We start from the raw sequence: 17,298 nt of genomic DNA on the forward strand, positions 1-17,298 counted from the left end.
TATCGAGGTGCTTGCGTTGCCACGCGGTCGATTCAGGTTTGCCGGTTGGGCAGGTTCTGGTGCGTCAAGACGCACCCTACATGCGGTTTGATCTTACAGGTGGTTAATCTTCTTCGCGGACGTTGAATTCTAGCTTCCAGCGGCCGTTGGTCTTGGAGCTGACGCACCATAATTCGAGCATCCCCAGCTCCGTGACTTTGCTATGGAAGGTCACCGGCACGTAGGGCTCGTTGATCTTATCGTCGCGCGGGAGGTTGGCTTCCAGGCTGTCGGTTTCGCTGACTTCGGCTTCGTCCCAGCGCTGGAGCATTTGACCAGGCTTGTCGTCTTTGCGGCTAGGAGACGAGAAGAAGCGGAACTTGGTGGTTTCGCCCACCACCAGGCCGACTTCGGCGCTGGGGACGTCGGTCTCGGTCCCTTCTTCCATGCCAATCGGCACGACGTTCAACAGGTGCAGCGGACGGGGGGCGCCAGGGATGGCCAGGCCAGAGGTTTGGATGCCGACGTAATAGGCTTGGGCCGTTCCGCCCCGAATGCGAATGCCCCCCTTCTCTTTCGCCCAACCATAGAACGCCGCCCCGCGAGCCACGGCGTAGTCGAGGTCGTGCGGACCTTCCAAACGCTGCGGAGGTTGTTCGGGTTGCCACGCGGCGAGTGTTTCCATCAAGCGCGTCTGGAACGATTCGCTTTTGAAGACGCCACCGTTGAACAGTACATGGGTGGGGTTGATCGGGCTGCCCGCTTTTTCGGCATGCACGGCCAGAAATTCGGCCAGATGCCGCGTGACGGCTGGGTCGGACTCGAACGGAAGCCCCAGTTCCTGAAAGCCAGAAACGAACCCACGCTGCGGTTTTTCGCTGCCGGCACACTGTGGGAAGAAACCTTCCAGCAGCATCGCTTGGATCGGCTCGCGTTCGACATCGACTGACACCGTCTTGGCGATGAGCTTGCTGCCACGTCCCAAGATGCTGACAGGGTGCTTCTCGGGACCTTCTTCGCGGAGCAGGTCTTCTTTGGCGGCGCGGCACGAATGCCACAGCGAGACCGATTGCCAAGGATCGAGCGTGACGTTCTTTTCCTTGAACAACTCCGCCACATGGAAGGCGACGGCCAAGTCCATGTTGTCGCCGCCCACGAGCAGATGATTGCCGACCGCCATCCGCTTGAGGATCAACTCCCCCTGCTCTTCTTCGACGGTGATCAGTGTGAGGTCGGTCGTACCACCACCCACGTCGCAAACCAGGAGCTTGTCGCCAACCTTTAAAGCCTTGCGCCAATTATCGCCCATGTGGCCGAGCCACGAGTAAACGGCGGCTTGCGGTTCTTCCAGCAGGGTGAAGTCAGCCGGTAGGCCAGCACCGACGGCGGCTTCGCGGGTCAGTTCTCGGGCACTGGCATCGAACGACGCCGGTACGGTCAGCACCACGGCTTGGTCGGCCAGCGGATGTTCGGGATGGGCGTTGTTCCAGGCGGCGGCCAGGTGTTGTAAGTAGCGGCGGGAAGCTTCCACGGGAGAAACCTTGCCGACTTCTTCGGGGGCATTCCAAGGCAAGATGTTGCCTTGCCGGTCTGCTTTGTGATGCGAAAGCCAACTCTTGGCCCCGCCAACCGTGCGATCGGGGGTATCCGCCGACTGACGCCGGGCCCATTCGCCGATTGCGTAGTTTTGATCCGCCCCCCAAGGAAGTTCCAGCTTGTCTCCGGCCTGGTCGGACTCGGTGGCCAAGTACAGGAACGAAGGGAGCGACTTGCGGCTTTCAATGGTGCTGGGGGCAACCAACTGCGGAATCTCGACCAGGTCGACCACCGGGGCTTCCGCTTCCAGATCGGCCACGGCGATCACGCTGTTGGTTGTGCCTAGGTCGATGCCAACGACATATTTCGCGCTCATCGACTATACCTCCACTTCGGCAGGGTTCAGCACTTGGGCCTGGGTCAAGGTACCGTTGAACTTGGGAACATCGCATTTGGTGGCTTTCCAGCCGCGATGCACCAGCGTGCCACCGGCAGGCTTCTCGTTTTGTACGTTGCCAACCAGGCGAATCTCGACGGCATCGATGTTGGCAGGCAATTCAATGCGGTTGCCTTCTTCTTCGTCACGTACCGGCTGGATGGCGAACAACCGGTTGAGCGTCGCTTTGGTATCGCGCTGCACGTCGCGGACGGCGGCGCCGATTTGGGCGTCTTCGTACTCCGAAAGGTCTTCCTGGAACAGGTCCAAGAAGCGGGCCTCACGCTGCAAAGTTGCTAGCAGCACCAACGCATCAATCCCTTGCGGAGCAGCTGGCTTCGGTTTGGGTGGGGGCGGAGGTGGCGTGGCTTGCTTGCTTTCCTCTTTCGGAGGAGCCGGCAACGACAACGTTTCCGCCCGCTTGGCTACATCAGAATTAAATAGAATTTGAAAAAACAGCTTGAAAGCTAACCCGATACGGCCCATTCACTTCACACTTGGTTGAAATAACATCTACCCTGGCGGCAATGCTCACCGGAACATGAACATCGCACCTGATCGACGATGATTGATTGTTAAATTCACACCCGCCTGGGTGTCTTAGATGTTCCAACGTATCGGTAAGCGGTGAGGCTTGCAATTGGCCCAAGCGGGGTGGCGAGAATGCCGCTGCTAAAAAGGCTTACGGGGGCAATGTTTCATGCTAGAAAATACGGTGAACCGAATCGCCATTAGATGTTTCCTGACTGGGGAGCCGTTGATAGTATATGACTCCGCGCAGGCCGTTTGTTGTCTGCTTCGCTTCGAGAAAATTGATTCAGGCAACCCTTCATCATGGCCACCGACGCCGCCTCGCTTGAGGCAGCTTCTGTCCGTCGCGACCCGATCGTTCAAGCGACACCGTTTTTCTATGGCTGGGTGATGCTGGGCGTGGCGATGTTCACGCAGTATTGCACCAGCCCTGGCCAGACCTACGGTGTGGCCCTGTTCAACAAATACATTGCCACCACGCTGGCCACTGCCACGTTTCAACAAGCCCATCCGGGCCAAGCAGTGGTCCTTTCCAAAGAACTGATCGATGCCGAGATGGTGACGGTCACCACCGCCTATCTGTTGGGGACAATCTTGGCGGCGTTTCCGGTCCCCTGGATTGGGGCTCTTGCCGACCGGTGGGGCTTGCGTCGGACAATCACCGTGACGGTGGCTTTGTTCGGGATGGCCTGCATGTTCATGTCGCAGGTTCAAGGGTTTTACACGCTGTTTATTGGTTTCCTGGCGATCCGGACCTTGGGGCAAGGTTCGCTCACACTCTTGGCGACCAACACGGCCGATATGTGGTTTCAGCGAAAGCTGGGCTTTGCCAACGGCATTCGAAACTTGTCGGCGCCCATCGCATTCGGCACCTTTCCGATCATCACGATTTTTTTGATCAACGAACTGGGGTGGAAGCAAGCTTATGTTGCCCTGGGGGTAGGCGTGTGGCTGATCATGTTTCCGATTCTGATCTTCATTTATCGCAATCACCCGGAAGAGATCGGCCAGCTGCCGGACGGCGACAAGCGGGGCGTGCGCGAAGATGGCCAGCCGCACGATCCCGGTAAGTTGTTTTTGTTGCCGCAATTGAGCCTGGGAGATGCCCTGCAAACCCGTTCGTTTTGGATCGTGCTTTCGTTCATGACGATGTGGGGAATGATTGGCACGGCGTTGATGTTTATGGTGGTGCCGTTCATTGAACTGCGCGGTTTGACGGAAGAAGACGCCCAGGTAGTCTTTTTATCGATGGCGGTCAGCATGGCCCTGTGCCAGTTTTTCGGTGGAATTCTGGCTGACCGTTTCAAGTTGAATTACTTGCTGGCGATCGGCTCGACCATGCTGGGCGTGGGCGTGCTGACATACTGGTCGATCAACTCGGTGTGGATGGCAGGCGTATACGGGGTCATGTTTGGCATGGCTCAAGGGATCTCGGGGGCGGGGTCGAACTCGCTGCTGGCGCGTTATTACGGTCGGGCTCACCTGGGGAAGATTAAAGGCTTCCAGATGATGACCATCGTGGCGGGTAGCGCAGCAGGGCCCTATTTGATGAGTGTCGGGAAAGAATATTGGGGCAACTACGACCGAGTGCTGTGGTTGTTTGCTACCATGTTCTTCGTTCAGGCCGTGGCATGCTTCTTTGCGACGCCGCCAGCCGAACGCAAAGACATCGCCTCACCTCATACGCACCCGAACCTTCCCAACGCAAACCATGGCACGGATCCATTTACGGGGGCTCCCTCCGGGGACCAACCGCAACCAGTTGTTCAAGCTGCTGATTGAGCAAGCAGATGTTCCCGGCAAAGAAATCGGCGCGATCGATCTAATCCGCCGCCAGGCTTCTGTCGAAATCGACGAAGATCGAGCCCGCCGCGCGGTGAAGACCTTGCGCGAGACGTTGCCGGAAGTCGACGCGTTCTACGAGCCTGATAAAATCGAGTGGCCCCCTCTGTTTGAGAAGTTTCGCCGCTGGATGCAGGTCGAAGCGAAGGAAGAGTCGCAGCGATTGGCCGAGGGGAAACGGCAAGAAGGATCGCTCAAGGGGTTGAAGCTGCACGAACAGTGGTCGGCCTTGGCGGGACGGGTGATTTGCCAGTTTCGCCCCAAAACCCAAGGGGCCTCGTTGCCGCCCCATCGCTTTCGCAGCGGTTCGCCGGTGTTGCTGCAAGATATCGAAAACAACCAGATTCGCGGGCTAGTGGCCTCGGTGCGGGATGGTTCGATTGAGGTCGTCACGCAGGACTTTCTGGAAAACGACGACGATCCTTTCACGTTGATTCCCAGCAACGACGAAGTCACCCGCCGCCGGATGGAGTTCGCGCTCAAGCGGGCTGCCAGTGCTCAGGGGAATCGCTTGGCCGAGTTGCGCGATGTGCTGCTAGGGGAAGCCCAACCCAGCTTCGATTCGACGGCAAGGCTTCCCGAGCGTTCGCGCGAACTGAACGATTCGCAGTGGGCAGCCGTGCAAAACGCCCTCCAGGCCAACGACCTGGCGGTGATTCATGGCCCGCCAGGGACCGGCAAGACGGTGACACTGGCCCATTTAGTTCGGGCCTTGGTCGATCGGGGCGAGCGCGTGCTGGCTTGCGCGCCGAGCAATCTGGCGGTCGACAACTTAATGCTGCGGCTGCTTGCGCAAGGGGTGAAAGCGGTCCGCCTGGGGCATCCGGCCCGCGTTTCCGAATCGCTGCACGATGGTACGCTCGACTACCTGGCCCGGGCCCACCCCGATGCCAAGCTGGCCGAGAAGTTGATTCGTGAAGGGCAAGCGAAGATGCGTAGTGCCGGCCGTTACACGCGGGCCAAACCAGCACCCGGCGAGCGATCGGCGCTGCGCGAAGAAGCGCGAGCCTTGTTCGACGACGCCCAACGTTTGCAGCGGCAAACGCTCGATCAAATTCTTTCCGGGGCGGAAGTCTTATGCACGACACTGACTGGGTTCGATGACGATCTACTCGCAGGCCGACGCTTCGAGACCGTGGTGATTGACGAAGCCTGTCAGGCGGTGGAGCCTGCTTGTTGGATTCCGCTTTCGCGGGCACAGCGGGTGATCTTAGCGGGAGATCACTGCCAACTTCCGCCGACGATTCTCTCGCAGGAAGCGGCCGCCGAAGGGTTTGCCGAGAGCATGCAAGAGCGGATCGTGCGGCAGGCGCCGAGCGTGGCCCGCTTGCTGCAGCGTCAGTACCGCATGCACACGTCGATTATGGAATTCAGCAGCCAGGAATTTTACGGCTGCCAATTGGAAGCCGACGACACCGTCGCCGCCCACGACTTGCAGCCGCTGCTAGGGGACGAGGTTTATGTCGACCCGAAGCCGTGGCAGTTCTTTGATACGGCGGGGGCCGACTTTCAGGAAGAAGAAGACGAATCGACCGGCAGCCGGGCCAACGATGCCGAGGCCCGGTTTGTGGCCAAGAAGGTGCAGCAACTCATCGAAGCAGGCCTGCTGCCGGAAGCAATCTCGGTGATTTCCCCCTATGCCGCCCAGGTGCAGCGGCTGCGGAACTTGCTGCCTGCCGGGGTAGAAGCAGACACGGTCGATGGATTTCAAGGCCGCGAGAACGAAGCGGTGATCATCTCGCTTGTCCGCTCGAATACCAACGGCGAAATTGGCTTCTTGTTGGATACTCGCCGGATGAACGTCGCCCTGACGCGGGCCCGCCGCAAGCTGATTGTCGTGGGAGATAGCTCGACGATCGGCGGTAACTCGTTTTATGAACGGTTCTTACAGTACACCGAGTCGGTCGACGGCTATCATACGGTGTGGGAAGAAATGGACTGATAGCCGGTAAGTGGTCTTTAGCGGGGCATAGTATTGCTTTGCCTCGAAACCAATTTCAGGTATCATTAGATACTTGTCTCTGCGGCTGGGTTTTTCCCTGGCGGCTATGGGACGTGCGCAAAACCTACCGCTTTCGATTGCCTACCTAACAAGGAAAATAGATGAGTGCTCGTAATCGCGTCTCGCGACGTCAGTTTTTGAAGACATCGAGCGTGGTGGCCGGATTGGCGACGGCGCCCCTGTTTATTCCTTCGACTGCGTTTGGTGCTAACGAACGAATTCTGACCGGGCACATTGGTGTGGGCGGAATGGGTAACGGCAACCTGGGCAAGTTCATGGACAACGCCGTGGCCGTGTGCGATGTCGATTCGCAGCGGGCCGAAGCGGCTGGTAAGCGGGTTCGCGATAAGAAAGAAAAGTGCGACGTTTACGGCGACTATCGCCAAGTGCTCGATCGTAAGGATATCGATGCCGTCGTGATCAGCACGCCCGATCATTGGCACGCGATTCCGACCATTCATGCGTGTGAAGCAGGCAAAGACGTTTACTGCGAAAAGCCTCTTTCGCTGACGATTAACGAAGGCCGCAAGATGGTGGAAGCAGCCCGAGCGAACAAGCGGGTTGTGCAAACCGGTTCGATGCAGCGTTCGTCGAAAGAATTTCACCGGGCCTGCGAACTGGTTCGGAACGGCTATATCGGTAAGGTCCACACGGTGCATGTTGGTCTGGCCGATGCCAACGACCCCGGCAAGTTGCCTGCCGATAGCAAACCGCCAGAGAATTTGAACTACGACTATTGGCTCGGCCCTGCTCCGGTTCGTCCTTACAACGAAAAGCGAGTTCACTACAACTTCCGCTTCTGGTGGGACTACTCCGGCGGTCAGATGACCAACTGGGGAGCTCACCATATTGATATCGCCCACTGGGGGCTTGGCAAAGACGATAGCGGCCCGCTGTCGGTTTATGCCGAAGAAGTAAAGTTCCACCCGGAAGGTTATCACGAAGTGCCGGAAGCTTGCCGGATCACCTACGATTACGGCGACGGCGTGAAGATGATCGTCGGCCAGGGGCAAAAAGATATTAAGATGGGCACCCGCTTCATCGGCGACAAAGGCGAGATCTACGTCAATCGTGGCGTGTTCAAGCCGTCATCGGAAGAGATCGGAGCGATCCAACTGAAGGATTCCGATATTCAGCTGTACGAAAGCAACAGCCACCATAAGAACTTCCTCAACTGCATTGTGACCCGCGAGAAACCGATTTGCGATGTCGAAATCGGTCACCGCACGGCAACCGCTTGTCACTTGGGCAACATCTCTTGCCGTTTGCAGCGGAAGCTTGTCTGGGATCCGGTTACCGAAAAGATCTCAGGAGATAACGAAGCCGCCGAGATGACCCAACGGGCTCATCGCGCACCGTACGTGCTTGGCTGATTGGCCCCACGAAAGCCAACCTGGGAAGGCGGGATCGATTCGGTCCCGCCTTTCTTTTTGGTTATAATCGAAACGCCCTCCTTCCTTTCCTCCCCTCTCGAAGGCCCCCTGCCATGTTTCGCTCATTTGTTAGCCTCGCTCTGGTTGTTTTGTTGACGACGATGTCCCTAGCTGAAGATGCCAAAGTGCCTGAGAGCATTGCACGTTGGAAGAAGGAGATGGACAAGTTCGCAGCGGCGGACCAAAAGCATCCGGTGCAGCCAGGGGGCGTGGTTTTTGTCGGCAGCAGTAGCATTCGGATGTGGGATTTAAAGAAGTCGTTCCCTGAACTCGACGCCGTCAATCGCGGCTTCGGTGGTTCGCGTCTGGAAGACTCTGTCTATTATGCCGATCAGATTGTGTTGCCGTACCAGCCACGCACGGTCGTCGTGTACGCTGGCGACAACGATATCGCCGCGAAGTACACCCCAGAGCAAATCTTAGAAGACTTCCAAGAGTTCGAAACGAAGATCCATCAGCAGCTACCTGAAACCAAAATCTTATATATCGCGGTGAAGCCGAGCATTGCTCGCTGGAAAATGATCGACCAGGTACGGGGCACCAACAAGCTAATCGCCGAAGAATGTGCTAAGACCGAGAACTGCGAGTTCATCGACATCGACGCCCCGATGCTGGGTGAAGATGGCAAGCCGCGCAAAGAGCTGTTCAAGAAAGACGGCCTGCACATGACCGACGCCGGCTACGTCATCTGGGCGAAAGCCCTTGAGCCCCACCTGGCGAACTAAGGGAACCCGCGATGAAGCCTGCATCGCCGCTTCTTTCCTCGCAGGAAGTGGCTTTGGTCAACGCTCATATCGCCACGTTGAACTATTTGGCGATCAACACGGTCAAAGGACCATATGACTTTTTGCTGCTGAGCGAGATGCGGCGGCGATTACCGCCGCAGTTGCTTTCTGGCCCGTCCTTGCCGCTGGCCATCTTTCCGTTGGCTACGGAGCCTGCCGCATCGAACGAGTGTGGCACCTATGTTGGTGGCAGCGAAGTGCATCAGGGCGTCACCGCTTGGCCGAGCGGAAAGAGTGGAAAACGCCTCCATTTCCTGGCCCAAATCGATTTACGGGGAGCCAGTGAATATCACGGCAACTACGTGGCGATTCAAGTGTTTGGCGAAGGTGCGGACGAGTTTGCCTATCGCTGGGTCGATTGTCTTGATGCTTGGGAGTCTGGGCCTGCTGGGAATGAAGCTCGTCTGTATGGCCACGCCCCGATCGAGGTGCCCTCGTATCCTAGCGGTTGGGACTTCTACGAACAGGATGAAGGGACGCAGCTTCAATGCGAAGAGATCTTCAGCGATCAGCAACTGCTTGATCTTCCATTCTTTTTGACGCCCCTGGGGATTTCTCTCGGACCTGCACCTTACATTCCAGCGCATGATGTCGCGAACGAGGCTTGGCATGATTTAACCATTCTGGCCACGGTTCCCACTATCTATCCGCAGCCCAATTGTCCTCACGAGCTACTGTGGCAAGCCCAACCGTTGTCGGAAGAGGAAGCTCGCACGCTGGCAATGGTGATTGGGCCAAAGCAAGACTGTGATAGCTTCGGCATCTTGTACATCTGCCAGAGCAAGACCACAAACGACATTCAATTGCGGTTTGTTTCGCTTTAGTTGGCCTAGCCAGATCGGGAGCCATGCCGTCGTCTTCGTCGGCATGCTCTTTTCTGCTTCACATGCTAACGCGGCGTGAGCATGGCACCCATTTTTGGGTTGGGGTGCGGTTCGTTTTAATAGTCCGAAACGACTTCGCCCCCTTTGTAGGTCAGCAGGGCCGAGAAGACTTTGTGGTCGACCGTTTCGGCAATGAAGACGCCATGTCCGTCCATGAACGCGAAGAGGCAGCCGCCGGGGTGGAAGCTGTGGAATTCTTGTCCGTAGTCGCACTTCATGGTGCCAACTTCGCCGAAGGAAGGGGCGCACGATTGCCAGACCACATCGCGCCAAGGTTCTTTATCGCCAATGCGGGAGTTAAGGGGAGCGCTTTGATCGAATAGGTTTTTGTGCCCCGCCCAGAGCCCGTGCAGCGAGTTGGGGGCTTCACCGCACCAAATGGTGTTCGAACTGCCGTCGGTGATGTGCTTCATGGCGATATTGGGACTGCCGGCCAGGCTCACATGAACCGGGCCACGCGGGCTTTTATCGGAGCTCCCGTAATTGTTCTGGCAGGCCCCGGTGGCTGATTCCGGCTTGCACCGCAAACCACGTTCGCCGTTGTTGCCGCCGTAGTCGCTTCGCCCGTACAAGATGGTGGATTTGGGGATGTCGCCGTTCGGCTTGCCTTGCTCGGCATTCGGGTTCGAGGGACAAACGAAGACGGTAAGCTGCGTTTGAGCCAGGGCCTGGTTGGGCGTTTGCGTGTACCACAGGGTTTGATCGAACTGATCGTAGAGGGCACTTTGCTCGACGTACGGCAGCAGCGCCGTCCCCCAACTGACCTGGCGACGCTTGATCGCGTTGGGCAGGTTCTCCATGTTGGTGTTGTACAGGCCGCCGCCGTAGCCACCCAACGGTAACGCCCGGTAGGTGTCGTTATACAGGTGCGTGGCCAGGCTGATTTGCTTGAGGTTGTTCTGGCATTGCATCCGCCGCGCCGCTTCGCGTGCTTGTTGGACGGCAGGAAGCAGGATGGCAATCAAGATGCCAATGATGGCGATCGTGACCAGAAGTTCGACCAGCGTGAATCCCAGCCGGATACCACGCAAGGAATGGGGAGGCATCGATACATCTTTCGCTGAGCTTGCAGTTCAGCCGTTCGCCCCCAACTCAGCAGAGGTGCGAAGGTCCCGTCTCGGGGAGGAATCACGATCAAGGTTGGGGATCGGACTCGCCTTCCTATAGAAAGGCATTACCGTTGCGGACCAGCTCTGGGATCTCACCAGAATTCACCCATTGGTTCAGGTTTGACTAACTTCGTCGACTGCGTCTTGACGCATTGAGCGGATGGGGGCCATGCCGTCGCCTTCGTCGGCATGCTCTTTTCCGCTTCGCATGCTCACGCGGACGAGAGCATGGCACCCAATTGTTTTGGGGCACCTGATTGTTTGGGCACCCATTGAGTTCGTTACCCTACGAAGTTACGACGGACACAACCTAATACAAATCCCTGGCGTGGGCAACGAGAGCAGCCCTGCTCTGAAGTGAGGGGTACAGTTGAGGCGTAGTCGTCAAGAAACAAAAAACGCCTGACCGGTTGAGTCAGGCGTTTTTCGTTGACTTGTTTTGGGCTGCAAAACAGCACTTCCACTTGGCATGCTCACGCAGACGTGAACATGGCACCCATCTACAGCAGAATGAAACCTGCCGGATGGAAAGCGGAAACTAGTCTTGGACCAACAGCTTTTCTTTCAGCGAACGGCGTTCGGCACGCAGACGGGCTCGACGCTTCAAGTCGCTCGGCTTTTCGTAATATTTACGGCGGCGCATCTCTTTCTTGAGACCGCTACGCATGACCAACTTACCAAACCGACGAACTGCTTCTTGAATGGATTCCCTGTCGCGAACGAGTACCTTAACCATTGGTTACCTAAAGACTTCCTTATGGGTTGATAGTTCGGCGTGCAGCCCAGGCCGCCGTAAAAATCGTGTATTGAAAAACGCGCGTCCTGTTAGAACGCAGCATGAACTTAAAGGCAAGCAAGTAATATACCGCCCGGGCCAGCGGTGCATCTAGTCCATTTAGGAAAAATCGCCCCCGAGAATGGGCTTTCTTGGGGAAACTTTGGTTAGAATGGGCAAAATGCGTTGAATTTGGGCCGGTTTTTCCCCCTACGGTAGGCCGTTAGTCGAACAGCTGCCCTGCGGCGTACTCTTTTAAGTACCCTTTCAAGCTTAGTTTTCGCATCGCACTATCGCTGGTCATGTAGCGGATCTTGCCGAAAATTTCCCGTTCTGGCCCCCAGGCCCGGTCGTACCGGCCGAGGCACCAGAAGATGCCGCTGTAGCTATTCGGGTTGCGACCATCCAGGGCGTACTTGTTGTTCAGCTCGATCATGACCTGGGCTGCGTACTGAGGTGTATTGGTCCAGTGCAAGATCTTTTTGCCCCACAGCATCCGCAAGTAGTTGTGGATGCGGCCATCCCGCACCAGTTGCCGCTGGGCGGCGTTCCAAAGGGGATCGTGGGTTTGGGCTTGCTCGAACTGCTTAAGCGTGTAAACGTGCTCGCGCTCGTCTGCTTTGTGCTCTGCCAGCGTGGCTTGAGCCCAATCGGGGAGCGAGCCGTATTGGTCGTAGTCGTCGCGCAGGTGGCACATGTTATAGCCCAGTTCGCGCCAGGTGATGATCTCGTCGAGGAATGCTTCTGCCCCCTCGCTCATGTTCCACCACCCTTCGCGCGAGCCGGTTACCTTGGGGCTGATTTGGTCTGGCTCCCACTTCTCTTGCTGTGTCAGTTTGTAAAACACTTCATGGGCCGAGAGGTGGCCGAAGTGTAGGTATGGCGAGAGTTGGCTGGCACATTCGCTTTCGACATCGTTGCGCTGTTCGGCATAACGGGGCAGCCCTTCTTGGAGGAACCACTTCAACTGCCGACGAGCGGCTTGGCTGCCACCACAGGTTTCGACCGGGCGAACCTCGTGATCGATGGGTAAGCCAGCCAGAAACTCGCCGGGGGCGGCTAACGTATCGGCATCGATGGCGGGCCATTTTTTAAGGACGTGCGCGATAAGCTGCCGGTCGGCGGCGGGAAACGATTTGCCACTCAGTGGATTCGCTCGCGGAGTATTCGCCAGGTGCTGGGGCAATTCTTTTTGCAGGAAGCGGCGAAAGCTGTGCGCGCGGGGGAAGTCGCGATCCGCGGCCCGCATGGGTAACAGCCCGTTGCTGTCGATCGTTTCAAGTTTCACTGGCAGCTTCTTGCCGACCGCGGCGACCATGCGGGGCAAAAAGAAGCAAGGAAAGTCGTCCGTCACCACCAAGCAGGCATCCGCCGCAAGCGCTTCGAGCAGACCTTTGGCGGCATCTTTTTTCGGTTCGACATACGGATAATAAGCGACCGGTGCGTCTTGCAGGGCAGAAAGATTGTCGCGCATGCCTTGCAAAACAAACGTATGCAGCCGGTCACTCGCCCAGGGGTAACCAACCCGGAGGGCCTCGAAGATTACCAGCGGCCGCTTCAGTTTTTCTGCCCACCAGGCCGCCCGTTGAAGCGAAAAATTCCACTCGGTCCGTCGATTGGCGATCATCCAGTACAGCACATATTTGCCGTCGGTGTTGACGTCGGCCTGATTGGCCTCTTGGATGCGAAGTTGCCAGAGTTCGGCTGACATGGGCGATCCCTGCTTGCGGAAATGAAAAGTGAGTACGATCAACTTAGCACAACCGCAGCAGGCTGGGCCTGGTTAACTGCTGCCAGGTCAGAACTTGCTCGGTGGATTGTCTTGCCTGAACAGACCAAGCGGGTGCCATGCCGTCGTCTTCGTCGGCATGCGTTTTCTCTGCTTCGCATGCTCACGCGGACGAGAGCATGGCACCCAATTTTGGGTTGAGTATTTGTTGCGGGCTAACCTCGTAGGGTGCTTCTTGACGCACCAGAGTTTGCTTACACGCTTACCAGTTGTCATCGCGTGGCAACGCAGCAGCCGGTGATTGTTTCAAAGTTGGGAGAATTTCGGGGAATTACTGGAAATCTCTATCTTGGATTGGTATTTTGGCCGTCACTTCGCAATCCTCCTTTTTCTCTCTTCCGAGATGGCCACGTATCATGGTGCTCTTCCTGAAAATCGTTGCTGGGTTCTTCATTGCATTCTTGTTGCTCGTCGTGTTTGTGTACTATTTCATTCGGTGGAAGTTCGGCAACTGGATCAAAAAGTTTGCCGACGCGATGAAAGAAGCATTCGCAGGAGGTGTTCCTCCGTTTCGAATTCACTTGCGCAAGCGAGAGCCTAGCGAAGAGGAAGACGAAGACGATTGGGTGCCGCGTGAAAACCGTGAGGCGTTCGAGGAATACTGCGCCGAATTCGAGAGCCTTGGTTTTATCAAGCTGGAAGACTACTTCATCGACGAAATCGCGGCCCAAATGCGGGTGTTTGTGGATGAATCGACGCGAACTTACGGGGTGGTTTATTCCCATCCGATGCTCAACGTTTGGTGCGACATCGTCCGTAAGTTCGAGGACGGTACCGGCTGGACGTTTGGGCTCGTCAAATACCATGGGATGGATTCCCCGCCCCATTCGACGCACAAGTTTTTCCCGGACGAATCGCTGGCCGATATGGTTGCGAAATTTCAGCAAGAGGCTCCGCGCGAAGGAGCAATTCTGGTTTCAAAAGAAGACTTCCCAGCCTTCTTCGAGAAAGAATACGCCGCGGAAATGGACTGGCGAATCGAGCGGTGTGGCCCAACCGAACAAGAGGTACGCCGCATTGCGGATCTTGATGGCCAGGAGTGCACCGACCAGATGGTCCAGCAAACTCAAATGCAATGGAGGCTGGCGATTGCCGAATTTCAGAAGGAACGTGTACTGAAAAGGTATCGCAAAGAGGCAGAGCTCGATTCTTTCCAGTGGGACTATCTGCAAAATTACGGCGTGGTGGTTCATCACAAGATGACCGCGGAAGAGCTGCTGAATCTTTACGACGAAGATTACTTTCCTGTGCACCACATGGAAATCGAAGAGGAAGATCTCGACGACGAAGATATTGCCCAGCAGACGGCGTGGGAAAAGCGTCTCGGGGAACTACGGACCGCTCTGGGAAAAGGATCGCCGCAGGAAGTCTTCCGCAATATGATCGAACTCGGAAATGGAAGTGCGACTCACAAGTGGGAATTCAAAAAATCGGTCAGCGACCCGGTCGTAGCGGATATCTGGACACGCACCTACCAAGACGAAGAAAACCAAAATTGGGATGACGAGGACTAGCCGTCTGTTAATTCGGTTCCTGCCGCCCCAGCAAGCGGCGGAGGCAACGTTCGAGCTGGCCGTCGCGGAAGGTGTAGCCGGTGGTTTCCAAGACCTGGGGCTGCATGTGGCAACTGGCCAATAGCAGGTCGTCGGCCATTTCACCCAGCAGCATGTGCAGGGCGAATTTGGGCACCGGGAATGGTGTCGGGCGCGAGAGGACGCGCCCGAGTGTCTTGGTAAACTCTTGGTTGGTGACCGGCTTGGGAGAACTAAGATTGACCGGTCCGTGAATCGCATCGTTCATCACCAGGTGATGCAAACCGCCAACCACGTCGTCGAGCGAGATCCAGCTCCAATACTGTTTGCCGCTGGAGATTCGGCCCCCCAGGGCGAACTTGAAGGGGGTTAGCATCTGTGCGAGCGCGCCTCCCTTAGGGCTAAGCACCATGCCGAGACGGGCGTGGGCCACGCGTATACCAGCTTCCCGCGCCGGATCGGCAGCCGCTTCCCATTGCTGGCAAACCTCAGGCAGAAAACCTTGCCCCGGAGGCGCCTCTTCGGTCAAGATTTCGTCGTCGCGATCGCCGTAAAAACCCATCGCCGAAGCACACACGAGAACCTTCGGTGGGTTTTTCAGCTTGGCCAACGACTCGCTGATTAGCTTGGTGCCTGCCACGCGCGACTGGCGAATGGCCTGTTTTTTTTGCTCGGTCCAGCGTCCCACAATGCTTTCGCCAGCCAAGTGAATGACAGCATCGAGACCTTCTAACGCGGTGGTGTCGATCTGTTGGTTTTTGATGTCCCACTGAATGGTATGCGGGCCGGCGCTGCGCGAGATTTCGACGACTTCGTGCCCGCCGGTCGAAAGGAAAGGCGCAAGCTGCGAACCAACCAGGCCGCTCGCTCCGGTGATGGCAATTTTCATGGTGGGACGTTCCTGGTACTTGGCATGGGCGATGAGGTCGAAGGTGGTCGTATCGTGACGATAGCGGAACATCTGAAGCAACATTTGTTCCACTTGCGACTTGCCGAATCGCTGACCGAGCGAACCGCCAGGGATTTGGTAATCGACCTCATCTTGTAGCACGCAGTGATCGCCGTCGACCGGGGAGAAGCGGTGGGTGTGCTCCCAACGGGCAAACGGGCCAGAAACCTGACGATCGCGGAAGTAGTCGTTCGGCTGCAGTTCGGTATGTTCGGCAACCCAGCGAATGGGAAAGCCTGCTAGACGCATCCGCATCACCACGCGGCTACCGGGCTCGATCGAATTGGCCCGCTGCTCTATCCGGACGTTTTCCCAGGGAGGGATCAACCGGTCGAGTGCCCCAGGCCGCTGGTGCCAACGAAAAGCCGCGTCGACCGTCACCGGAAGTTTGCTGCGAAACGTAAACATGCCCAATGCTCCGACAAGATGCCTCCAATTGAACGGTAACCGCACAGGAAACGCGAGGTTAACACGCAATTTTTAGCAAGCGTGGGGTATGTTGCCGCAGCATGCAGGACGCGCGGCAAAAAAACTTTGGGAGCAACCGTAGGGTACGCTGAGCGTACCAAGACCTCGCGTTAACGTTTCCGTATTTATCGCTTGCGAGAGGCAATTGCTATACAACCGATTCAAGATTTCGGTACGCACAGCGTACCCTACTTGGGTGTTGTGAGCGCTTCGGTGACGTTAAACGGTCACGCTGTCGAGTTGGTCGATAATGGCATCGGCGAACTCGGTGGTCGAGGCACTGCCTTTCATGTCGCCAGTCAAGGTTTTTCCTTCTGCCAGCACACGGAACAAAGAGGCCTCGATTTTCTCAGCGGCGGCGGTTTCTCCCATGTGCTTGAGCATCATGGTGCCGCTCAACAACAGCGCGGTCGGGTTGGCCAGGTTTTTGCCGGCAATATCAGGCGCTGTGCCATGCACGGCCTCGAAGACGGCAGCGTCTTCGCCCAGGTTGCCACTGGGCGTCACGCCCAAGCCACCCACCAAGCCGCTGGCCAAGTCCGAGAGGATATCGCCAAACAGGTTTTCCATCACCAGCACATCGAACTGATGCGGGTTCATCACCATCTTCATCGCGGCGGCGTCGACAATGCACTGATCGAACTCGATATCAGGATAGTCCAGAGCAACCCGTTCGCACGTATCGAGAAACAGCCCATCGCTAAGCTTTAAGATGTTGGCCTTGTGAATGCAGGTCACTTTCTTGCGACCATGACTTCTAGCCGTTTCAAAGGCAAACTTGGCAATCCGCCGCGAGCCTTTTTCTGTGATGACGCGTAAGCTTTCGACCACGCCTGGGACAACGGTGTGCTCTAGCCCGCTGTACAACCCTTCGGTGTTTTCACGCACGACGATTAAGTCGACATCTTTAAAGGGGGCTGGCACGCCTTGGAGAGTTTTGGCTGGGCGGTAGTTCGCATAGAGCTGCAGTTCTTTCCGCAGCGCGACGTTGACGCTCCGAAACCCGGTTCCGCTGGCGGTCGCCAAAGGGCCTTTTAATGCGAATTTGGTGCGGCGAATGTTATCGACGGTTTCTTGCGGCAAGGGATCGCCCGTCGCTTCGTACGAACTGAGCCCGGCTGCACATGGGATCCATTCGATCTCGACACCGGTTGCGGCAATGACCTCACGCACGGCGTTGGTGATTTCGGGGCCGATACCATCTCCGGAAAGGAGACAAACTTGATGAGACATGAAAACAATCTCCTG

The 17,298-nt window shown here is 56.9% G+C and carries 13 protein-coding genes; 6 read left to right on the top strand and 7 right to left on the bottom strand.

Annotated features, from left to right (window positions below; translation table 11 throughout):
• Positions 1-103: 103 nt before the first annotated feature.
• Positions 104-1,891: an Hsp70 family protein gene (locus DTL42_RS17410; RefSeq protein ID WP_114370294.1), complete on the bottom strand. Its 1,788-nt coding sequence runs from the start codon at positions 1,889-1,891 to the stop codon at positions 104-106.
• A 3-nt stretch (positions 1,892-1,894) separates the two neighbouring features.
• Positions 1,895-2,437, bottom strand: a complete 543-nt coding sequence (locus DTL42_RS17415) for a DUF2760 domain-containing protein (RefSeq protein WP_114370297.1) — start codon at positions 2,435-2,437, stop codon at positions 1,895-1,897.
• 348 nt (positions 2,438-2,785) lie between these two features.
• Here DTL42_RS17415 and DTL42_RS17420 point away from each other — a divergent pair, with 348 nt between their 5' ends.
• The 5 genes from DTL42_RS17420 (at position 2,786) to DTL42_RS17440 (ending at position 9,368) form a co-directional block, all read left to right on the top strand.
• Positions 2,786-4,264: an MFS transporter gene (locus tag DTL42_RS17420; protein ID WP_114370300.1), complete on the top strand. Its 1,479-nt coding sequence runs from the start codon at positions 2,786-2,788 to the stop codon at positions 4,262-4,264.
• Positions 4,194-6,266, top strand: coding sequence for an AAA domain-containing protein (locus DTL42_RS17425; protein ID WP_147274322.1), 2,073 nt, complete (start codon positions 4,194-4,196; stop codon positions 6,264-6,266). Before DTL42_RS17420 ends, DTL42_RS17425 begins: the two co-directional genes overlap by 71 nt.
• Before the next feature lie 161 nt (positions 6,267-6,427).
• Positions 6,428-7,699 (top strand): Gfo/Idh/MocA family oxidoreductase, encoded by a 1,272-nt coding sequence (locus DTL42_RS17430; protein WP_114370305.1) that lies wholly within the window; start codon positions 6,428-6,430, stop codon positions 7,697-7,699.
• A 113-nt stretch (positions 7,700-7,812) separates the two neighbouring features.
• A complete protein-coding gene (locus DTL42_RS17435; RefSeq protein ID WP_234824250.1) occupies positions 7,813-8,484 on the top strand; it encodes an SGNH/GDSL hydrolase family protein in 672 nt (223 codons plus the stop codon).
• A gap of 11 nt (positions 8,485-8,495) precedes the next feature.
• Positions 8,496-9,368, top strand: coding sequence for a hypothetical protein (locus tag DTL42_RS17440; protein WP_114370307.1), 873 nt, complete (start codon positions 8,496-8,498; stop codon positions 9,366-9,368).
• A 116-nt stretch (positions 9,369-9,484) separates the two neighbouring features.
• Here DTL42_RS17440 and DTL42_RS17445 read toward each other — a convergent pair whose 3' ends face one another.
• The 3 genes from DTL42_RS17445 to DTL42_RS17455 form a co-directional block, all read right to left on the bottom strand.
• The gene (locus tag DTL42_RS17445; protein WP_114370309.1) at positions 9,485-10,474 is read right to left on the bottom strand and encodes a DUF1559 domain-containing protein; all 990 of its coding nucleotides are present in this window, start codon (positions 10,472-10,474) and stop codon (positions 9,485-9,487) included.
• 601 nt (positions 10,475-11,075) lie between these two features.
• Positions 11,076-11,273, bottom strand: coding sequence for a 30S ribosomal protein S21 (rpsU, locus tag DTL42_RS17450; protein WP_105328512.1), 198 nt, complete (start codon positions 11,271-11,273; stop codon positions 11,076-11,078).
• 262 nt (positions 11,274-11,535) lie between these two features.
• Positions 11,536-13,023, bottom strand: coding sequence for a deoxyribodipyrimidine photolyase (locus DTL42_RS17455; protein ID WP_114370311.1), 1,488 nt, complete (start codon positions 13,021-13,023; stop codon positions 11,536-11,538).
• 434 nt (positions 13,024-13,457) lie between these two features.
• Between DTL42_RS17455 and DTL42_RS17460 the strand changes: the two genes are divergently transcribed.
• Positions 13,458-14,615, top strand: a complete 1,158-nt coding sequence (locus tag DTL42_RS17460) for a hypothetical protein (protein ID WP_114370313.1) — start codon at positions 13,458-13,460, stop codon at positions 14,613-14,615.
• A 7-nt stretch (positions 14,616-14,622) separates the two neighbouring features.
• Here DTL42_RS17460 and DTL42_RS17465 read toward each other — a convergent pair whose 3' ends face one another.
• Together DTL42_RS17465 and DTL42_RS17470 are read right to left on the bottom strand one after the other, a co-directional pair.
• Positions 14,623-15,990, bottom strand: coding sequence for a TIGR01777 family oxidoreductase (locus DTL42_RS17465; protein ID WP_114370315.1), 1,368 nt, complete (start codon positions 15,988-15,990; stop codon positions 14,623-14,625).
• Positions 15,991-16,269: 279 nt separating this feature from the next.
• On the bottom strand, positions 16,270-17,283 hold the full coding sequence (locus tag DTL42_RS17470) for an isocitrate/isopropylmalate dehydrogenase family protein (RefSeq protein ID WP_114370317.1): 1,014 nt from the start codon (positions 17,281-17,283) through the stop codon (positions 16,270-16,272).
• Positions 17,284-17,298: the final 15 nt, after the last annotated feature.

The sequence above is a fragment of the Bremerella cremea genome (genome assembly GCF_003335505.1).
Lineage (GTDB): Bacteria > Planctomycetota > Planctomycetia > Pirellulales > Pirellulaceae > Bremerella > Bremerella cremea_A.

Excerpts from the sequence above, each read along its gene's own strand:
- DTL42_RS17410 (WP_114370294.1), bottom strand. The coding sequence starts at position 1,891 with ATGAGCGCGAAATATGTCGTTGGCATCGACCTAGGCACAACCAACAGC.
- DTL42_RS17425 (WP_147274322.1), top strand. The coding sequence starts at position 4,194 with ATGGCACGGATCCATTTACGGGGGCTCCCTCCGGGGACCAACCGCAAC.
- DTL42_RS17440 (WP_114370307.1), top strand. The coding sequence starts at position 8,496 with ATGAAGCCTGCATCGCCGCTTCTTTCCTCGCAGGAAGTGGCTTTGGTC.
- DTL42_RS17430 (WP_114370305.1), top strand. The coding sequence starts at position 6,428 with ATGAGTGCTCGTAATCGCGTCTCGCGACGTCAGTTTTTGAAGACATCG.
- DTL42_RS17470 (WP_114370317.1), bottom strand. The coding sequence starts at position 17,283 with ATGTCTCATCAAGTTTGTCTCCTTTCCGGAGATGGTATCGGCCCCGAA.
- rpsU (WP_105328512.1), bottom strand. The coding sequence starts at position 11,273 with ATGGTTAAGGTACTCGTTCGCGACAGGGAATCCATTCAAGAAGCAGTT.
- DTL42_RS17460 (WP_114370313.1), top strand. The coding sequence starts at position 13,458 with ATGGTGCTCTTCCTGAAAATCGTTGCTGGGTTCTTCATTGCATTCTTG.
- DTL42_RS17415 (WP_114370297.1), bottom strand. The coding sequence starts at position 2,437 with ATGGGCCGTATCGGGTTAGCTTTCAAGCTGTTTTTTCAAATTCTATTT.
- DTL42_RS17445 (WP_114370309.1), bottom strand. The coding sequence starts at position 10,474 with ATGCCTCCCCATTCCTTGCGTGGTATCCGGCTGGGATTCACGCTGGTC.
- DTL42_RS17435 (WP_234824250.1), top strand. The coding sequence starts at position 7,813 with ATGTTTCGCTCATTTGTTAGCCTCGCTCTGGTTGTTTTGTTGACGACG.
- DTL42_RS17455 (WP_114370311.1), bottom strand. The coding sequence starts at position 13,023 with ATGTCAGCCGAACTCTGGCAACTTCGCATCCAAGAGGCCAATCAGGCC.
- DTL42_RS17465 (WP_114370315.1), bottom strand. The coding sequence starts at position 15,990 with ATGTTTACGTTTCGCAGCAAACTTCCGGTGACGGTCGACGCGGCTTTT.
- DTL42_RS17420 (WP_114370300.1), top strand. The coding sequence starts at position 2,786 with ATGGCCACCGACGCCGCCTCGCTTGAGGCAGCTTCTGTCCGTCGCGAC.